The sequence below is a fragment of the Brotomerdimonas butyrica genome (assembly GCF_025567305.1).
Classification (GTDB): domain Bacteria; phylum Bacillota; class Clostridia; order Peptostreptococcales; family Anaerovoracaceae; genus Lentihominibacter; species Lentihominibacter butyricus.
Window position 1 is genome coordinate 235,586 of record NZ_JAOQJP010000001.1, and the last position, 15,916, is coordinate 251,501.

Here is a 15,916-nt window from a genome sequence, read left to right on the forward strand (position 1 = left end):
TGGAGGTATGAAATGATAGACAAGTATAATTTCAGCGAGATCGAGAAAAAATGGCAGACTAAATGGGAAGAAGAGGATGCTTTTAAAGTTTCAGAGGACACGGACAAGGAAAAGTACTACGTGCTGGAAATGTTCCCTTATCCGTCAGGAAAGCTTCACATGGGACACGTCCGCAACTATTCGATAGGCGACGTGCTGGCGCGTTTCAAGAAGATGAAGGGCTACAACGTGCTTCATCCGATGGGATGGGACTCATTCGGCCTTCCTGCTGAAAATGCGGCTATCAAGCACAACGTGGAACCAAGCGTCTGGACATGGAACAACATCGATGAAATGAGAAAACAGCTGAAAGAACTTGGATTTTCATATGACTGGGACAGAGAAGTGGCTACATGTCATCCTGACTACTACAGGTGGATGCAGTGGATATTCATACAGTTCTACAAGAAAGGCCTCGCATACAAGAAGGAGAACCCTGTAAACTGGTGTCCAAGCTGCCAGACTGTACTTGCAAACGAGCAGGTAGTGGACGGCAAGTGCGAACGCTGCGGATCTCTCGTCGGCAAGAAAGAGCTTTCACAGTGGTACTTCAAGATCACAGACTACGCTGAGAGACTTCTCGACAATCTGGAAAAGCTGCCGGGCTGGCCTAACAAGGTAAAGCTCATGCAGAAGAACTGGATCGGCAAGAGCACAGGTGCGGAAGTCACTTTTGAAATAGAAGGATTCGACAAGGGGCTCGACATATTCACGACAAGACCTGACACTCTTTACGGCGTGACTTATATGGTACTCGCTCCTGAGCATCCTTACCTCAGGGAACTCATCGCGGGAAGCGAATACGAGGAGGCAGTGCTGGCATATGTTGATAAAGTGCAGCATATGAGCGATATCGAGAGAACTTCGACTACAAAGGAAAAGACAGGTGAATTCATCGGAAGATACTGCATCAATCCGCTTACAGGAAAGAAAGTGCCGATCTTCATCTCGGACTACGTGCTGATGGATTACGGAACAGGCGCTATCATGGCGGTACCTTCACACGATCAGCGTGACTTTGACTTCGCAAAGGCGTTCGACCTCGAGATAATCCCTGTAGTGGATCCTGAAAACGACAAGATCGACCTCAACAACCTCACTGAGGCGTTCGAGGCAGAAGGAAAGCTTATAAACTCCGGCAAATTCGACGGAATGAACAACAGAGAAGCTATCGTGGAGATCACGAAGTATCTGGAGGAAAACGGCATAGGCAAGAAGACTGTAAACTACAAGCTCAGAGACTGGCTGATCTCCAGACAGAGATACTGGGGAACACCGATCCCGATGATCCACTGCGACTGCTGCGGCTGGGTGCCTGAGAAGGAAGAAAACCTCCCTGTAATGCTGCCTACAGACGTTGAATTCACAGGAAAGGGCGAATCACCGCTTGCTACCAGCAAGACTTTCCGTGACACGACATGCCCTGTATGCGGCAAGCCTGCAAAGAGAGAGCTCGATACTATGGATACGTTCCTCGACTCGTCATGGTACTTCCTCAGATACTGCGATGCGAGAAACAAGGATGAAGCATTCAGCAAGGAAAAGGTAGACTACTGGATGAACGTCGACCAGTACATCGGAGGTGTGGAACATGCGATACTTCACCTGATGTACGCCAGATTCTTCCAGATGGCGCTTTACGATCTCGGATATGTGAGCCAGGAGGAACCGTTCAAGAACCTGCTCACACAGGGAATGGTGATCAAAGACGGAGCAAAGATGAGCAAATCCCTCGGCAACGTCGTAAGCCCTGCAGAGATCATAGAGAAGTACGGTGCAGACACTGCAAGACTTTTCATACTGTTCGCAGCGCCTCCTGAAAGAGAGCTTGACTGGTCGGACAAGGGAGTTGAAGGAAGCTACAGATTCATAAACCGTGTATACAGGATGGTATATGAATACTCACAGAACTTCAAAGACGTGCCTGACACTTATGAGATAAAGAGCGAGGCAGACAAGAGCATGGCATACTGGATGAACTATGCCATCAAGAAGGTATCCGACGACATCGGCGAGAGATTCAACTTCAACACTGCCATCAGTACTATCATGGAAATGGTAAACGAAATGTACAGATACAAGGAAGGCGAAGTGAACCCTGGTCTTTACGGCGCAGCTGTAAAGGATCTGATCATCATGCTCGCTCCGTTCGTGCCTCATGTTGCAGAGGAAATGTGGGAGCATCTGGGATACGGCGGTTCAGTACACCAGCAGGAGTGGCCTGAATACGATGAAAGCGCTCTCGTAAAGGATACGGTAGAGATAGTCGTACAGATAAACGGCAAGATCAAGGAAAAAATAAATATCGCAGGTGATTCATCCAGAGAAGATATGGAAAAAATCGCTGTAGAAAACGACAAGATCAAAGCGCTCACGGAAGGAAAGAATATCGTGAAGATAATCGCTGTTCCGGGCAAGCTTATAAACATCGTCGTTAAATAGATAGCGCGTGCTAGACAGAACCCGTTACGAATCTACGGCGGGAAAGGAAATTTATGAACGAAAAGAAAGACAACACGTCCGCCAGAACACGCAGGAATACTGGGAGCAAGAGCAGGAAACCGGTGAATGATGCGGCAGGCCGCGGCAGAGGTACGAATAAAAACAATACTGCCGGCGCAAAAAGGACAAGAAAGGCAGAACCCAATGCCAGGGGTGCTGCTGCGACTAAACAGGCGACAGGAAGAAAGGCGCCTGCAGGCAATAAGAAGAAAAAACAGAATAACAACAGCAATGCTTCCAGAGTGAAGATCATACCTCTGGGAGGTCTGGGCGAAATAGGAAAGAACATGACCGCCATCGAATGCGAGAACGAAATAATGATAATCGACTGCGGTCTGTCCTTCCCGGACGACGACATGTTCGGGATAGACAAGGTAATACCTGACTTTTCATATCTCGTAGACAACAAACGAAAGATAAAAGGTCTCGTCATAACGCATGGACATGAGGATCACATCGGCGGGATACCGTACCTGCTCAAGGAACTGAACATACCGATCTACGGGATGAGATTCCCGCTGGGACTCATAGAGAACAAGCTCAAGGAGCACAACCTCAAGGCTTCGATGCGTGTCGTGGAGGCAGGCGAGACGTTCAGGATCGGAAAGACCTTCCGCGTGGAAGCGCTCAGGATAACACATTCCATAGCAGACTCGATGTGTCTGTCGATAACGACTCCTGCGGGGAGGATATTCCATACGGGAGACTTCAAGATCGACTATACTCCGATCGACGGCAAGCCGATCGACTTCGCAAGGCTCGCACAGATAGGATCGGAAGGTGTGCTGCTGATGATGGCAGACAGCACGAACGTGCTCAGACGAGGATACACAGCGTCTGAGAGAGTCGTGGGAAGGACTCTGGAGAACATCTTCAGAAGATCCGACCGAAGGATCATCATCGCGACATTCTCTTCTAACGTCCACAGGATACAGAAGATCATAGATCTCGCGGTGATCTGCAAGAGAAAAGTAGCGATATCGGGCAGGAGCATGGTGAATGTAGTCGATCTCGCGAAGGAGCTAGGATATATCAAGATCCCTGCGAACACGCTGGTAGATCTGAACAAGACGAGACACATACCGGACAAGGAGCTGGTGGTGATAACGACGGGAAGCCAGGGAGAACCGATGTCGGCTCTGGCGAGGATGGCTTCGTCGGATCACAAGTCGATAACGATCAAGCCTGGAGACATGGTGATACTTTCATCTTCACCTGTACCGGGCAACGAGCTGACAGTTGCGAACGTCGTGAACCAGCTGGTGGAAAAGGGCGCAGAGGTCATCTATTCAGACATCGCGGACACGCATGTTTCGGGCCACGCATGTCAGGAGGAGCTGAAGCTGATGCATTCGCTGATCAGACCTAAGTACTTCATGCCGGTACACGGTGAGTTCAGACACCTGAAGACTCACGCCGAACTGGCACATCTGCTCGGACTGCCGATGGAGAACATATTCCTCCTCAAGAACGGAGACTGTCTCAACGTGTCGAAAAACGGCGCATTTATAAAAGAAGACGTGGCAGATGCAGAAGGTATAATGGTAGACGGACTCGGCGTAGGTGACGTCGGCAATATAGTGCTCAGAGACAGACGCCTGCTTTCTGAATCAGGACTGATAATCGTCGTCGCAGCTATAGACAAGACTGCGAACGAAGTCATTTCGGGACCTGACATAATATCGAGAGGCTTCGTTTACGTCAGAGAAAACGAGGGACTGATAGACGACGCGTGCAGGATCGCGGAGAAAACGTTGCAGGAATGCATGAAGAAGAACATGAAGGACTGGAACGGCATGAAGACGGCCGTGCGTGAGAATCTGAGAAAATATATATACAACAAGACGAAGAGAACACCGGTGATACTGCCGATCTTCCTTGAAGTGTAACAGGAGGAAACGATATGAACGTATATGAAGAAGCACATTCACTGGCGAAAGCCATAAAGGAATCAGAAGAATACAAGCAGTACGAGCAGAGCAAGAAGCTTGTGGAGGGGAACCCTCAGCTCAGCGCCTCGATCAAGGATCTGATGAAAAAGCAGATGGAGATCCAGGCCTCACAGATGATGGGAAATCAGATCCCGCCTGAGACATTCCAGCAGCTGCAGCAGCTTTCGGCGATCCTGATGCAGGATCCGTCGGCGGCGCAGTATCTGCAGTGCCAGATGAGATTTTCAGTGATGATGGCCGACGTCTACAAGATCATAGGAGAATCTGCAGACATGGGCATGGATATCATCGAGGAAATGTCAAAGCAGGGCTAGTGCCGGAGAATGCCATGTCCCCGCACTTTTCATTGAGTACTTGGCAACCGTAAGAAAATTTGGTATAATCAAAAGGGTACTGCCGCGGCAGAGCGTTCATACGGCTTAACGATGCAGCAGTGCATATGATTTCGTTAATAATTAAAAAGGAAAGGTCAATATATTTATGATTTATGCAAGTGATTTTAGAAAAGGTATTACTTTTGAAATTGACGGCGATCCGCATGTAGTAATCGACTTCCTGCATGTAAAGCCGGGCAAGGGTGCAGCTTTCGTAAGAACGAAGCACAAGAACATCCTGACAGGTGCTATCAGAGAAGAATCATTCAATCCTGATGCAAAATTCCCTAAAGCTCACATCGAGACAAAGACTATGCAGTATCTGTACAATGACGGCGAGCTTTACTACTTCATGGATCAGGAAACTTTCGACCAGCTTCCGCTCACTTATGACCAGGTGGAAGACGCAATCAAATATCTCCGTGAAAACGATGAAGCTACCATCAAGTTCTACAAGGGCAACGCATTCATGGTGGAAGCTCCTAACTTCGTTGATCTGAAGGTCATCGAGACAGAGCCGGGAGTAAAGGGAGATACAGCTACAAATGTAACTAAGGCTGCTACAGTTGAAACAGGTGCAACAGTTCAGGTTCCTATCTTCATCGAGGAAGGTGAAACTATCAAGATCGATACCAGAACAGGAGAATATCTGGGAAGATCAAAATAAATCGCAATCAAACGCAGAAGGGACGCACATACGTCCCTTTTTGTAAATCAGGCAAATCACATCGCAGCGGGCGACTCCTGTCGGCAGCCGTCATGTCGTCATTAAATTAAGGTGCAGAGAACTGCGCCTGTATGGCGGATGGATCCTGACGGCAGTGCGGAGCTGTGTGCCTGCAGGGCGGTGCCAAGGCGAATGAATACAGTCCTGCCTGCATGACGGACAGGTTCAGATGTGCTCATGATCTTGCCGGAAAACAATGAACATGGATTTTATCCGGAAACGAGGTAATAGATGTCGAAACGAAAGGGCAGCAGGATAAAGATGCTGGTCATCATTCTGGCAGTGCTTGTCGTGCTGATAACAGGGGGAGCAGCAGCTTATCTTCACGGGATAGGAGCAGTCGATGCGAACAGCGACGAGACGGTGACGGTAACAGTGCCGTCAGGCAGCGGAGCATCGGCTATAATAGACATACTTGACGAAAACGGGCTTGTCAGGAACAAGACTTTTGCGAAGATACACGCGAGACTGGGCGGATACGATTCGCTGCAGGCCAACAGCTACATGTTCAGCAAGTCCATGACACTGCCTGAGATGATGGAGGCTATAAACACAGGGGATTTCGATTATGTCTCCAAGGACAGGATCATCATCAGAGAAGGACTGACGATACCTGAGGTGGCAGATGCGATCGCAGCGGAAATGCCGTTCACCGCAGATGAGCTCATCGCAAAATGGGCAGACACGACATATCTTCAGGAGCTTATAGACAAGTACTGGTTCCTGACGGACTCGATACTCAGTGACGGTATCATGTATCCTCTCGAAGGATATCTGTATCCTGAGACATACTTCATCACGGAAGAGGATCCGACGATCGAAGACGTGACTGAGGTGATGCTCGACATGACAGATTCAGAGCTTTCATCGAGAAAGAGCGAGATCGAGAAAAGCGGGTTCACCGTGCACGAGGTGCTCACTCTGGCGTCGATCGTCGAAAGAGAAGGCAGCAACGTCAGCGAGGAGATGCCGAAGATCGCAGGAGTTTTCATCAACCGTCTCGATCAGGGGATGAATCTGGGCAGCGACGTTACGGTGTGCTATGCGAACCAGAAGACTTCTCTCGAGCTGACGCAGTCCGAGCTCGACATAGATTCGAAATACAACACCAGAAAATACGCGGGACTGCCGATAGGGCCTATATGTGCCGTGAACGGCAGCGCTGTCGACAGCGTGCTCAACTATGAGAAGTCGGATTACCTGTTCTTCTTTGCGACACAGGACGGTACTATAATATACTCCAGGACTAACGAGGAACACGACAAGGCAGTACAGGAAAACAAATGGTATTGATATGAATATTACTAACAGCATAATAAGTGCATATATAGACAAGTTATACAAGAATGAAAATCCGCAGCTTGTGGAGCTTCGCGAATTTGCAGAAAAGAACCATGTGCCGGTGATCCTGAGAGATACGGAAGGACTGCTGCTGCAGCTCCTCAACATCAAGAAACCGGTGCACATGCTCGAGATAGGAGCAGCGGTCGGATATTCGGCGTCATGCTTTGCGGACGGATGCGGATGCAGAGTGACGACGATAGAGTCGAACCCGGAGATGTACGAGGTGGCGAAAACGAATATTTCAGAGATGGGATTTGCAGATCGTGTGGATGTCAGATTCGGCGATGCAAGGGAAGTCCTGTTTCAGATAGCTGCGGAGAACAGCGATGATCCGGAGATTTTCGACGCGGTGTTCATCGACGCAGCCAAGAGTCATTACAGAGAATTCTGGGATCTGGCGATGCCGCTCTGCAAACAGGATGCGATGGTGATATGCGACAACGTGCTGATGAAGGGAATGACTGCTTCGGATGAATACGATCCGGGCAGACGCTACAAGACCAGCATCAGGAAAATGCGCGAGTTCATAAAGTACATCACTCACATCGAATACGCGGAGACATGCGTGCTGCCGGTAGGCGACGGCGTATCGATAAGCACTATAGACAAGAAATGGTATATCCCATAGAAAGAAGCGATTTAGACATATGAGAAAACTGGAACTTTTAGCTCCTGCGGGAGACCTTGAAAAACTGAAGATCGCCGTCGACTACGGTGCGGACGCGGTGTATTTCGGAGGCGAGATGTTCAGCCTTCGCGCCGGAGCCGGGAATCTCACGATAGATGAGATAAGAGAAGGCGTAGAGTACGCTCACAGCAAAAACGTGAAATGTCACATGACGTTCAATATCTTCGCGCACAATGAAGATATCGAGCCGCTGAGAGAATATCTCGGCAGGATAAAGGACATCCCGGTGGATGCATTCATCGTGTCGGACCCGGGAGTCATAGCGCTGATACAGGAAGTGATGCCGGACGCAGAGCTGCACCTTTCCACACAGGCGAACATGACGAACTACGCGACCGCGAACTTCTGGTACAGACAGGGCGTGAAGAGACTGGTGCTCGCACGGGAGCTGACCTTTGACGAGATCAGGGAGATCAGGCAGAACATACCCGGGGATATGGAGCTGGAGTCGTTCATACACGGCGCGATGTGCATATCGTATTCCGGCAGATGCCTGCTCAGCAACTTCATGATAAACAGAGACGCCAACAGAGGCCAGTGCGCACACCCGTGCAGATGGAAATACAAGCTGGTCGAGGAGAAAAGGCCGGGCGAGTATTATCCGGTGGAGGAAGATGCACGCGGCACGTACATAATGAATTCAAAGGATCTCTGCATGCTGGAGCATATACCTGAGCTGGCTGAGGCGGGTATATCGTCTGTAAAGATCGAAGGGCGCATGAAGAGCGTGTTTTATGTCGCTACGATAGTCAGCGCATACAGGCGTGCCATCGATGCGTACTATGCAGATCCGGAAAGGTACGAGTACGATCCAGAGTGGATGAGCGAGCTCAAGAAAGCCAGCCACAGAGAATTCACGACGGGCTTTTATTTCAGCAAGCCGACCGATGAGGATCAGAACTACCAGACCAGCGATTATACGCGAGACTACAGTTTCATAGGAATGGTAAAGAGCTACGATCCTGAGACCGGGATGGCTGTCGTTGAGCAGAGAAACAAGATGGTGGCGGGAGACGAGATCGAAGTGTTCGGACCGGGGACACCGTTTTTCACACAGAAGCTCGACGTGCTCCTGAACGAGGAGGGTGAGCCGATCGAATCGGCACCGCATCCGCAGCAGATACTCAGGATAAAGATGGAACATCCCGTTGCGGAGAATTTCATACTCAGAAAACTGAAAAACAGATAACGACTGGATAAGAGACAACTGATCATAGAAAGGAGATAATCATGTCATCTGACGCCGGGCCCATGTGGGGGCAGATAATCATTTTAGCCGTACTGATATTGTTCAATGCCTGTTTCGCTGCTGCGGAAACAGCGATCTCATCCGTGAACAAAGGAAGGGTGAAGACGCTCGCGCAGGAGGGAAACAGAAAAGCCGCAGTGCTTTCGAAATTCATAGAGGATCCGAACAAGTCGCTTGCCGCAGTGCAGGTGGTGATAACCCTTGTCGGCTTTTTTGCCAGTGCAAAGGCTGCAGCTGACTTCGGAGATATCGCAGCAGGTATGCTCGAGGATCTGGGAGTGCCGTGCAGCAGCGGGATAGCGATGTTCATCATCGTGCTGGTGCTGTCGTTTTTCATGCTGGCCTTCGGCATGTTTTTCCCGAAGAGGATCGCGACGCTCCATTCGGAAAGGATCGCGCTTGCTGCCGCAAGGCCTGTGCGCGCGTTTTCGGTCATACTCAAACCATTCGTATGGCTGCTTTCCGTGCTCGTAACGATACTGCTGAAGATATTCAGACAGAAGACAGACGTGTCCGACGGTGAATACTCCGAGGACGACGTCGTATCGATGCTCGAAGCAGGTCAGGAAAAAGGAGAGCTCAAAGAGGAAGGTAAGAAGATGATCACCAGTATCTTTGAATTCGACGATCTGCTGGCATACGAAGTAATGACTCCGAGGACCGAGGTCTTTTCGATAGATATCAACGCTCCTACGGAAGAGTATATCGATGAGCTGATGGAGCTGAGGTATTCGAGGATACCGGTGTATGAGGACGACAGCGACAATATCATAGGCATCCTTCACATAAAGGACTATCTCATCAAGGCCAGAGAAGAAGGCTTTGACAACGTGGACTTCAGATCGATACTGAGAAAGCCGTATTTCGTTCCGGAAACGAAGAATATCGATTCGCTGTTCGTCGAGCTGCAGACCGAGAAGCAGCATATAGCGATACTGATCGATGAGTACGGCGGATTTTCCGGGATCGTCACGATGGAAGATATCATAGAAGAGATCGTAGGAGACATCGACGATGAATATGACGAGGAAGAGACTGAATTCCAGAAGATATCGGATGATACCTACGTGATAGACGGCAGCATGGATCTCGACGATCTCGACGAGGAGCTTGGCGTCGATCTCGAATCTGAGAACAGTGAAACGCTCGGAGGATTCATCATAGATATACTTGGAGAGATACCGGATGAGAACGACGTGGGCAATGAGATAATCTTCGAAAACTATGTTTTCAAGATCGACTCGATAAAAGACAGAAGGATCGAGAAGATCACGATGAAGATACTGCCTGTCAGCGACGAAGATGAAGACGGCGATGATTCGGGAAAGCATGATAAAAACAGCCGTCACGAGAAACGCGAGAAACGTGATAAGCACGATAAGACAAAGGAAACGGAAATTTCAGCAAAACAGATGAAATAGATCCATATCATGAAGAAGTGATGACATCCCTGTGTTGTCACTTCTTTGCTGTCGGACTATGGGACTATGGAAAAGAGGAGCATACATGTCATTACTGATAACTTTTTTACTTGGAATATTCATTCTGGCAGGTGCGTTCATAGCGCGTACTGCAAGAAACAGAAAGCTCATAGAGCAGATATCGATATCGGTGGCCTTTGGCACCATGACAGCGCTGGCGGTGACGGAGCTGTTTCCCGAAGCTATGGAAAATCTGGGAAGAAGCAATATCGTGCTGCTTATCGTATGCGTGCTCGCGGGCATAGCCATGCTGAAGCTGCTCGACCATTTCATACCTGATCACGATACGGCACACGGGCTGGAGCACCACTGCACGACTGAAAACGTCATACATATAGGGATAATGTCTTCGGTAGCGATAATCCTTCACAATATAATCGAAGGGATGGCTGTATACAGCATGGCTGCAGGTTCACTCAACGTCGGCATCATGATCGCGTTCGGCGTTGGTCTGCACAACATACCGATGGGCATGATCATATATTCGACTCTCGTAAAGGAAAAGCGAAGCAGAAAGATCGCATTCATCATGGCTGCAGCACTTTCCACCTTTGCGGGCGGCCTTATAATGAAGGGCCTGTGGTTCCTGATAAGCGATTTCCTCGTCGGCATACTGATAGCACTGACGCTGGGAATGATAATATACATCGTGTTCTTCGAGCTGCTGGTGCATCTGCTGCACACGAAAAACAAGTGGGTCTCGCTCCTGGGAGCGCTGGCCGGAGTCGCGATAATCATCGTGAGCGGGCTGTTCGAATAAGGACTCGGAAAATAAACTGTAAAAACCAGCTATGTCTGATGACGGTAGCTGGTTTTTTTTTGCGAAAAACAGCAACGTCAGGCGCAAAAATCCTTCTGCATCTCATTTCCGGGGATAATTCCATGAATAATTTCGTGGACAAGGAATATATCTGTTATATAGAAAATCACAAAAGAAAGAGGTGCAGTGATGGACAGAAACACAGAGAGGATACTGCGCAAGCTGCCGGCTTCCGTCGATGACAGGATAAGGCAGCTGCCCGACAGCATCCTGGATAAATTCGAGGAGATACGGCTGAAGACTTTTCAGGACACGCTTGTGATAGGCGACGGGCGGGAGATAAGTCTGCATGACCGCAGGCTGATGACCCCTGAGATCCTGGACGAGACTCTGAACAGACTGCTGGACTATTCGTACTACGCATACGAGGATGAGCTCTCGAAGGGATACATCACGATAGAGGGCGGACACCGCGTAGGGATATGCGGGACCGTGACGCTCAGAGACGGGAACGTTCATCTTATCAAAGACATTTCGTCGCTAAATATCAGGAGAAGCAGACAGATAATAGGCGCAGCCGCAAAGGTGATAGATTCGGTATGCGACAAGTCGCTGAACACGATACGAAACACGCTCATAATCTCACCGCCTAAATGCGGCAAGACGACGATACTGCGCGATCTGGCACGGACGCTGAGCTACCGCGGATACAGAGTCGGGATATGCGATGAGCGCTCGGAGATCGCAGGCTGCACAGGCGGCGAGAGCAGCTACGATCTCGGAAGCAGGACGGACATACTCGACGGCTGCCCGAAGGCCGAAGGCATACTGATGCTGATAAGATCGATGTCGCCTGACGTGATCATAACGGATGAGATAGGCAGGCACGAAGATGTGGGAGCCATAGAAGCCGCGCTCTGCGCAGGGGTGAAGACGATAACGACCATACACGGCAGCAGCTTTGAAGATGTGGAAAACTCAGCTGTGGGCGAGCTGATACGCAGGCATGTGTTCGAGACGCTGATATTTCTGTCGGCAGAGCCGTGCACGGGAACGGTGAAGCGCATCATGAAGCTTTCGGGTGTGCGGGAAGCAGCCAGAGGTGCGTAGGATGCTGAAGATCGCAGGATGCATACTGATATTCGCGGGGTGTACATCGCTCGGATTCATCAAGTCTTCGGGCTATGCGGCAAGGCGCAGAGAGCTGGAAAACGCGCTCGAGCTGATAAGACTGCTCGCGGTGGAGATCACATACAGACAGGATCATCTGGCGAAGACATTCATGAAAGTGTCGGAGCTGAAACGATGCTGGTTCTCAGACGTGCTCCACAGCTGCAGCCTTTGCATGAAAGAACAGAGACCGCTCGCAGACTCGTGGGAGGCTGCGCTCAGCGAAAATGCGAAAAACTGCCCTTTGCACGAAAGAGACACGGCGGTCCTGCGCGATATCGCGGCGGGGCTCGGCAGGAGCGATGCGAAAGGACAGCAGGATATAATAAAGCCGGCAGTGATACGGCTTGAGACATGTCTAGCGGACGCCGGAGAGCAGGAGAAAAAGCAGGGCAGGATGTACAGAGGGCTCGGAATGGCAGCGGGAGCGGTCATCGCAGTGATGCTGATATGATGATGCAGGCGTTCGCAGAAGGCCGCACACTGCGGCACAGCGGGATCGCAGAGAGGGCGATACCGTTCGCAGCGGGTCGTGCACCGCAGTACAGACGGCAGGTACGGAAATCGGGAGTTTGAGGTATGGAGATAGATATAATATTCAAGATAGCGGCTATCGGTATCGCGATCGCAGTGCTCAACCAGGTGCTGGTCAAGGCGGGGCGCGAGGAGCAGGCGATGCTCACGACGCTGGCCGGGGTGATCGTGGTGCTGATGCTGGTGATACAGATGATAAGCGAATTTTTTGATACTGTCAGGACATTCCTGGAGTTTTAGGTGAACGGCATGGAAATCATCAGGATAGCTGCGCTGGCGCTGACCGGAGTGCTACTGGCGGCTCTAATGAAAAGCGTGAACAGGGAGCTGACGATCTACATAATACTCGCCACAGTGGTGATACTTTTCGTCACGATAATAGACAGACTCGTATACGTCTTCGATTTTCTGGGGGATATATACGATAATGTGGTATACGGCAGGACGTTTTTCCCGGTCATACTCAAAGTGCTGGCAGTGGCATACGTGACGGACTTCACGGCGCAGCTGTGCAGAGACGCCGGTGAGGCGACGATCGGATCCAAGGTCGAACTGGCGGGAAAGGTGATAATTTTCTGTCTCGCCATGCCGGTGCTGACGGCTGTGCTGGAGCTGATCGGTTCGCTTATCGGCTAGAGGATGGAAAGGGCACGATATGGATTACCAGACGATAATAGACGGACAGCTCGATTCGATGGATCTGTCCGGGCTCGAAAGCATGATGTCGGATGCGGCCGGACAGGGCGGCATATTCGGAGACATGACCGTAGAGCAGATAATAAACAGCATGATAAACGGCAGACCGATCTTCGATACGGACAGCATCATAAAAAATCTGACTGATCTTTTTCTGATGGAAGTCAGATCGTCAGTGTTTATAGGCTGCGAGATACTGGCAATATGCATAGTGACGGGGCTGCTGACGAATTTTTCGAACACGTTCGGCAGCAAAACGGTCTCGTCGCTCGGCACGATGATATGCGGCATCATCATCACAGCGCTCTGCATAGGCAATTTCTATCAGACCTACGATTACTGCTCGAGCACGATCGGCACGATGGCCTCGGCGATGGAGATCCTGCTGCCGATAATGATACCTCTGCTGATCTCGATGGGCGGGATCTCGTCGGGGAGCATCATGGATCCCGTCATGGCAGGTGCTGTCACTGGATTCGACTTCCTTATGCAGCACGTTGTCCTGCCGCTCGTTTTTCTGTCGGCGGTCTTCGTGATGATCAATGGTTTAACAGAAAAAGATTATGTAAAAAAGCTGTCGACGTTTTTAAGGAAAGGCGCGATTTTCCTCACGGGTCTGATGATAACGATATTCACAGGTATCACAGCGGTGCAGGGGATCGTGACGAAATCTGCGGACGGCATACTCATAGATACGGCGAAATTTTCGATAGACAACTTCGTGCCCATAGTCGGCGGCTTTGCAGCAGACTCTCTTGATATGGTGCTCAGCTGCATCGGGCTTATAAAAAATGCCGTGGGCGTTATCGGGATCATCATACTGCTTTCGCTGCTTGCAGGTCCGGTCGTGAAGATACTGTCCGTTGCTGCAGTATACAAGCTGATAGCGATCGCAGCAGAGCCTGTTGCGCCTAAGAACATCTCGGACAGTCTGAACGAGATAGGCAACGCCGCAGTGACGATGACCGTGGTGCTGGCGACCGGCGCATTCATGTTCCTTATCTTCATTACTATCATCATGGGTATGGGAGGAGGCAGCTTATGACGGATATCGTGAAACAGTGGGTCAGCAGCCTTTTCATCATAATACTCGCGCTTTCATTCATCGAGATCCTGCTGCCTGATTCATCAATGGGGAAATACGTAAAGTTCGTTTTCTCACTCGTGATAATGGCTACGATCCTGTATCCCGTCATTTATATCGCGGTGGAATATCGGTGAAAGTTTCAGATATACATAGAAAGAGGAGGTAGAGTCTTTTGCTGGAAAAATTCAGAAATGATCCGGGCTTCAGGGACAGATGTGTAAAGGCTGCAGCGCTGCTGATCATCATCGCGGTGATACTGCTTTCCTTTGACGTGTTCACTCAGGGCAGAGACGGCAGGAAACAGATCATAGATGAAGACGGCGGTACGGAAGCCGAGCTGTGCAGCATACTCGCGGATATAGACGGAGTCGGCGAGGTCGACGTGATGCTGCAGCACGACAGCAGTGAACGTGTCAGCGGAGTGATAGTGACTGCGCAGGGAGCCGGAGATCCTGTAGTCAAAAATGATCTGATCAACGCTGTCACCGCGGTTTTCAACATACCGTCGACCAGTGTGGAGGTCTTTGTGAAGAAGTCGGTGAAAAGCTCCGGGGATGCGGCCGGCAGGAGTTCAGGCGAAAAGGGGGAAACATCAAATGAGCGATAAGAAATCAGTGATATCTTTTATAAAGGGCAATAAGAAGAAGGTCGCGGCGCTGATGCTGCTGGCAGCAGGCGTATGCGTCTATTCGATCACGGGAGCAGGAGGCGCAGACAGGACTGCCAGCGACGATGTGCCGCTTCACGACGGTGATGTGCTGGTGGACAGCCTGAACGTTCAGGAGGAAAAGGAAGGCAGCGGCAGTGTAGACGAATCTGCGCTGGTGACGTCGGACGATGTTTCCGAGCTTGAAAATACCGACGCTTATTTCAAGGAGATGAGGGCTACGCTGGACATGGAGCGAAACAAGATAATATCGATGCTCACCGATGCCGAAAGCTCTGCTTCGACAAAGGCAGAAAAGCAGGAGGCGTCGGCCGAAAAAATGCGGCTACTGAACTGCATGGAACAGGAGAAGACCGTTGAAACACTGATAAAGAACAAGGGGCTTCCGGAGACATTCGTCGTGATAACGGACAGCGGAGTCAACGTGACGGTGAACACCGAAGAGCTGGATCAGAGCATGGTCACGAAGATATGCGAGATCATAATGAGAGAAACAGACAGAAAGGCGAGCGAGATAGTCGTTCAGGATGTATCGAAAAAGTAACGCCGGATAACAGATCACACGGCTATGGACTTTTGTAACACATGATGATATCATTGTAACATAAATAAAAGTCGGAATTTTGCGAATAAATCGGTATAAAAA

At 50.1% G+C, this 15,916-nt stretch carries 17 protein-coding genes; all 17 read left to right on the top strand.

Annotated features, from left to right (window positions below; all coding sequences use genetic code 11):
• Positions 1 to 12: 12 nt before the first annotated feature.
• The 17 genes from leuS (at position 13) to OCV59_RS01065 (ending at position 15,814) form a co-directional block, all read left to right on the top strand.
• On the top strand, positions 13 to 2,481 hold the full coding sequence (leuS, locus tag OCV59_RS00985) for a leucine--tRNA ligase (protein WP_147592453.1): 2,469 nt from the start codon (positions 13 to 15) through the stop codon (positions 2,479 to 2,481).
• Between the two features lie 53 nt (positions 2,482 to 2,534).
• The gene (locus OCV59_RS00990; RefSeq protein WP_147592454.1) at positions 2,535 to 4,430 is read left to right on the top strand and encodes a ribonuclease J; all 1,896 of its coding nucleotides are present in this window, start codon (positions 2,535 to 2,537) and stop codon (positions 4,428 to 4,430) included.
• Between the two features lie 14 nt (positions 4,431 to 4,444).
• Positions 4,445 to 4,807 (top strand): YlbF family regulator, encoded by a 363-nt coding sequence (locus OCV59_RS00995; protein WP_147592455.1) that lies wholly within the window; start codon positions 4,445 to 4,447, stop codon positions 4,805 to 4,807.
• A 166-nt stretch (positions 4,808 to 4,973) separates the two neighbouring features.
• Positions 4,974 to 5,534, top strand: coding sequence for an elongation factor P (gene efp / locus OCV59_RS01000; protein WP_147592456.1), 561 nt, complete (start codon positions 4,974 to 4,976; stop codon positions 5,532 to 5,534).
• A 291-nt stretch (positions 5,535 to 5,825) separates the two neighbouring features.
• Positions 5,826 to 6,887, top strand: coding sequence for an endolytic transglycosylase MltG (gene mltG / locus OCV59_RS01005; RefSeq protein ID WP_147592457.1), 1,062 nt, complete (start codon positions 5,826 to 5,828; stop codon positions 6,885 to 6,887).
• 1 nt (position 6,888) lies between these two features.
• Positions 6,889 to 7,566 carry an O-methyltransferase gene (locus OCV59_RS01010; protein WP_147592458.1) on the top strand — a complete coding sequence of 226 codons (678 nt, stop codon included), beginning with the start codon at positions 6,889 to 6,891 and terminating at the stop codon, positions 7,564 to 7,566.
• Positions 7,567 to 7,585: 19 nt separating this feature from the next.
• Positions 7,586 to 8,815 carry a peptidase U32 family protein gene (locus tag OCV59_RS01015; protein WP_147592459.1) on the top strand — a complete coding sequence of 410 codons (1,230 nt, stop codon included), beginning with the start codon at positions 7,586 to 7,588 and terminating at the stop codon, positions 8,813 to 8,815.
• 41 nt (positions 8,816 to 8,856) lie between these two features.
• Positions 8,857 to 10,296 carry a hemolysin family protein gene (locus OCV59_RS01020; RefSeq protein ID WP_147592460.1) on the top strand — a complete coding sequence of 480 codons (1,440 nt, stop codon included), beginning with the start codon at positions 8,857 to 8,859 and terminating at the stop codon, positions 10,294 to 10,296.
• A gap of 85 nt (positions 10,297 to 10,381) precedes the next feature.
• Positions 10,382 to 11,116 (top strand): ZIP family metal transporter, encoded by a 735-nt coding sequence (locus OCV59_RS01025; RefSeq protein ID WP_262584011.1) that lies wholly within the window; start codon positions 10,382 to 10,384, stop codon positions 11,114 to 11,116.
• A gap of 189 nt (positions 11,117 to 11,305) precedes the next feature.
• Complete coding sequence (spoIIIAA, locus tag OCV59_RS01030; protein WP_147592462.1) at positions 11,306 to 12,226, top strand: stage III sporulation protein AA; 921 nt, start codon at positions 11,306 to 11,308, stop codon at positions 12,224 to 12,226.
• Between the two features lies 1 nt (position 12,227).
• Positions 12,228 to 12,740: a stage III sporulation protein AB gene (locus OCV59_RS01035; RefSeq protein WP_147592463.1), complete on the top strand. Its 513-nt coding sequence runs from the start codon at positions 12,228 to 12,230 to the stop codon at positions 12,738 to 12,740.
• A 125-nt stretch (positions 12,741 to 12,865) separates the two neighbouring features.
• On the top strand, positions 12,866 to 13,060 hold the full coding sequence (spoIIIAC, locus tag OCV59_RS01040) for a stage III sporulation protein AC (RefSeq protein ID WP_147592464.1): 195 nt from the start codon (positions 12,866 to 12,868) through the stop codon (positions 13,058 to 13,060).
• Positions 13,061 to 13,069: 9 nt separating this feature from the next.
• The gene (locus OCV59_RS01045) at positions 13,070 to 13,456 is read left to right on the top strand and encodes a SpoIIIAC/SpoIIIAD family protein (protein WP_262584027.1); all 387 of its coding nucleotides are present in this window, start codon (positions 13,070 to 13,072) and stop codon (positions 13,454 to 13,456) included.
• Positions 13,457 to 13,475: 19 nt separating this feature from the next.
• Positions 13,476 to 14,561, top strand: coding sequence for a stage III sporulation protein AE (gene spoIIIAE, locus OCV59_RS01050; protein ID WP_147592466.1), 1,086 nt, complete (start codon positions 13,476 to 13,478; stop codon positions 14,559 to 14,561).
• The gene (locus OCV59_RS01055; protein ID WP_147592467.1) at positions 14,558 to 14,737 is read left to right on the top strand and encodes a stage III sporulation protein AF; all 180 of its coding nucleotides are present in this window, start codon (positions 14,558 to 14,560) and stop codon (positions 14,735 to 14,737) included. Before spoIIIAE ends, OCV59_RS01055 begins: the two co-directional genes overlap by 4 nt.
• Positions 14,738 to 14,775: 38 nt before the next feature.
• The gene (locus OCV59_RS01060) at positions 14,776 to 15,210 is read left to right on the top strand and encodes a hypothetical protein (protein ID WP_147592468.1); all 435 of its coding nucleotides are present in this window, start codon (positions 14,776 to 14,778) and stop codon (positions 15,208 to 15,210) included.
• A complete protein-coding gene (locus OCV59_RS01065; protein ID WP_262584012.1) occupies positions 15,200 to 15,814 on the top strand; it encodes a SpoIIIAH-like family protein in 615 nt (204 codons plus the stop codon). Before OCV59_RS01060 ends, OCV59_RS01065 begins: the two co-directional genes overlap by 11 nt.
• The last annotated feature ends 102 nt before the right edge of the window (positions 15,815 to 15,916 follow it).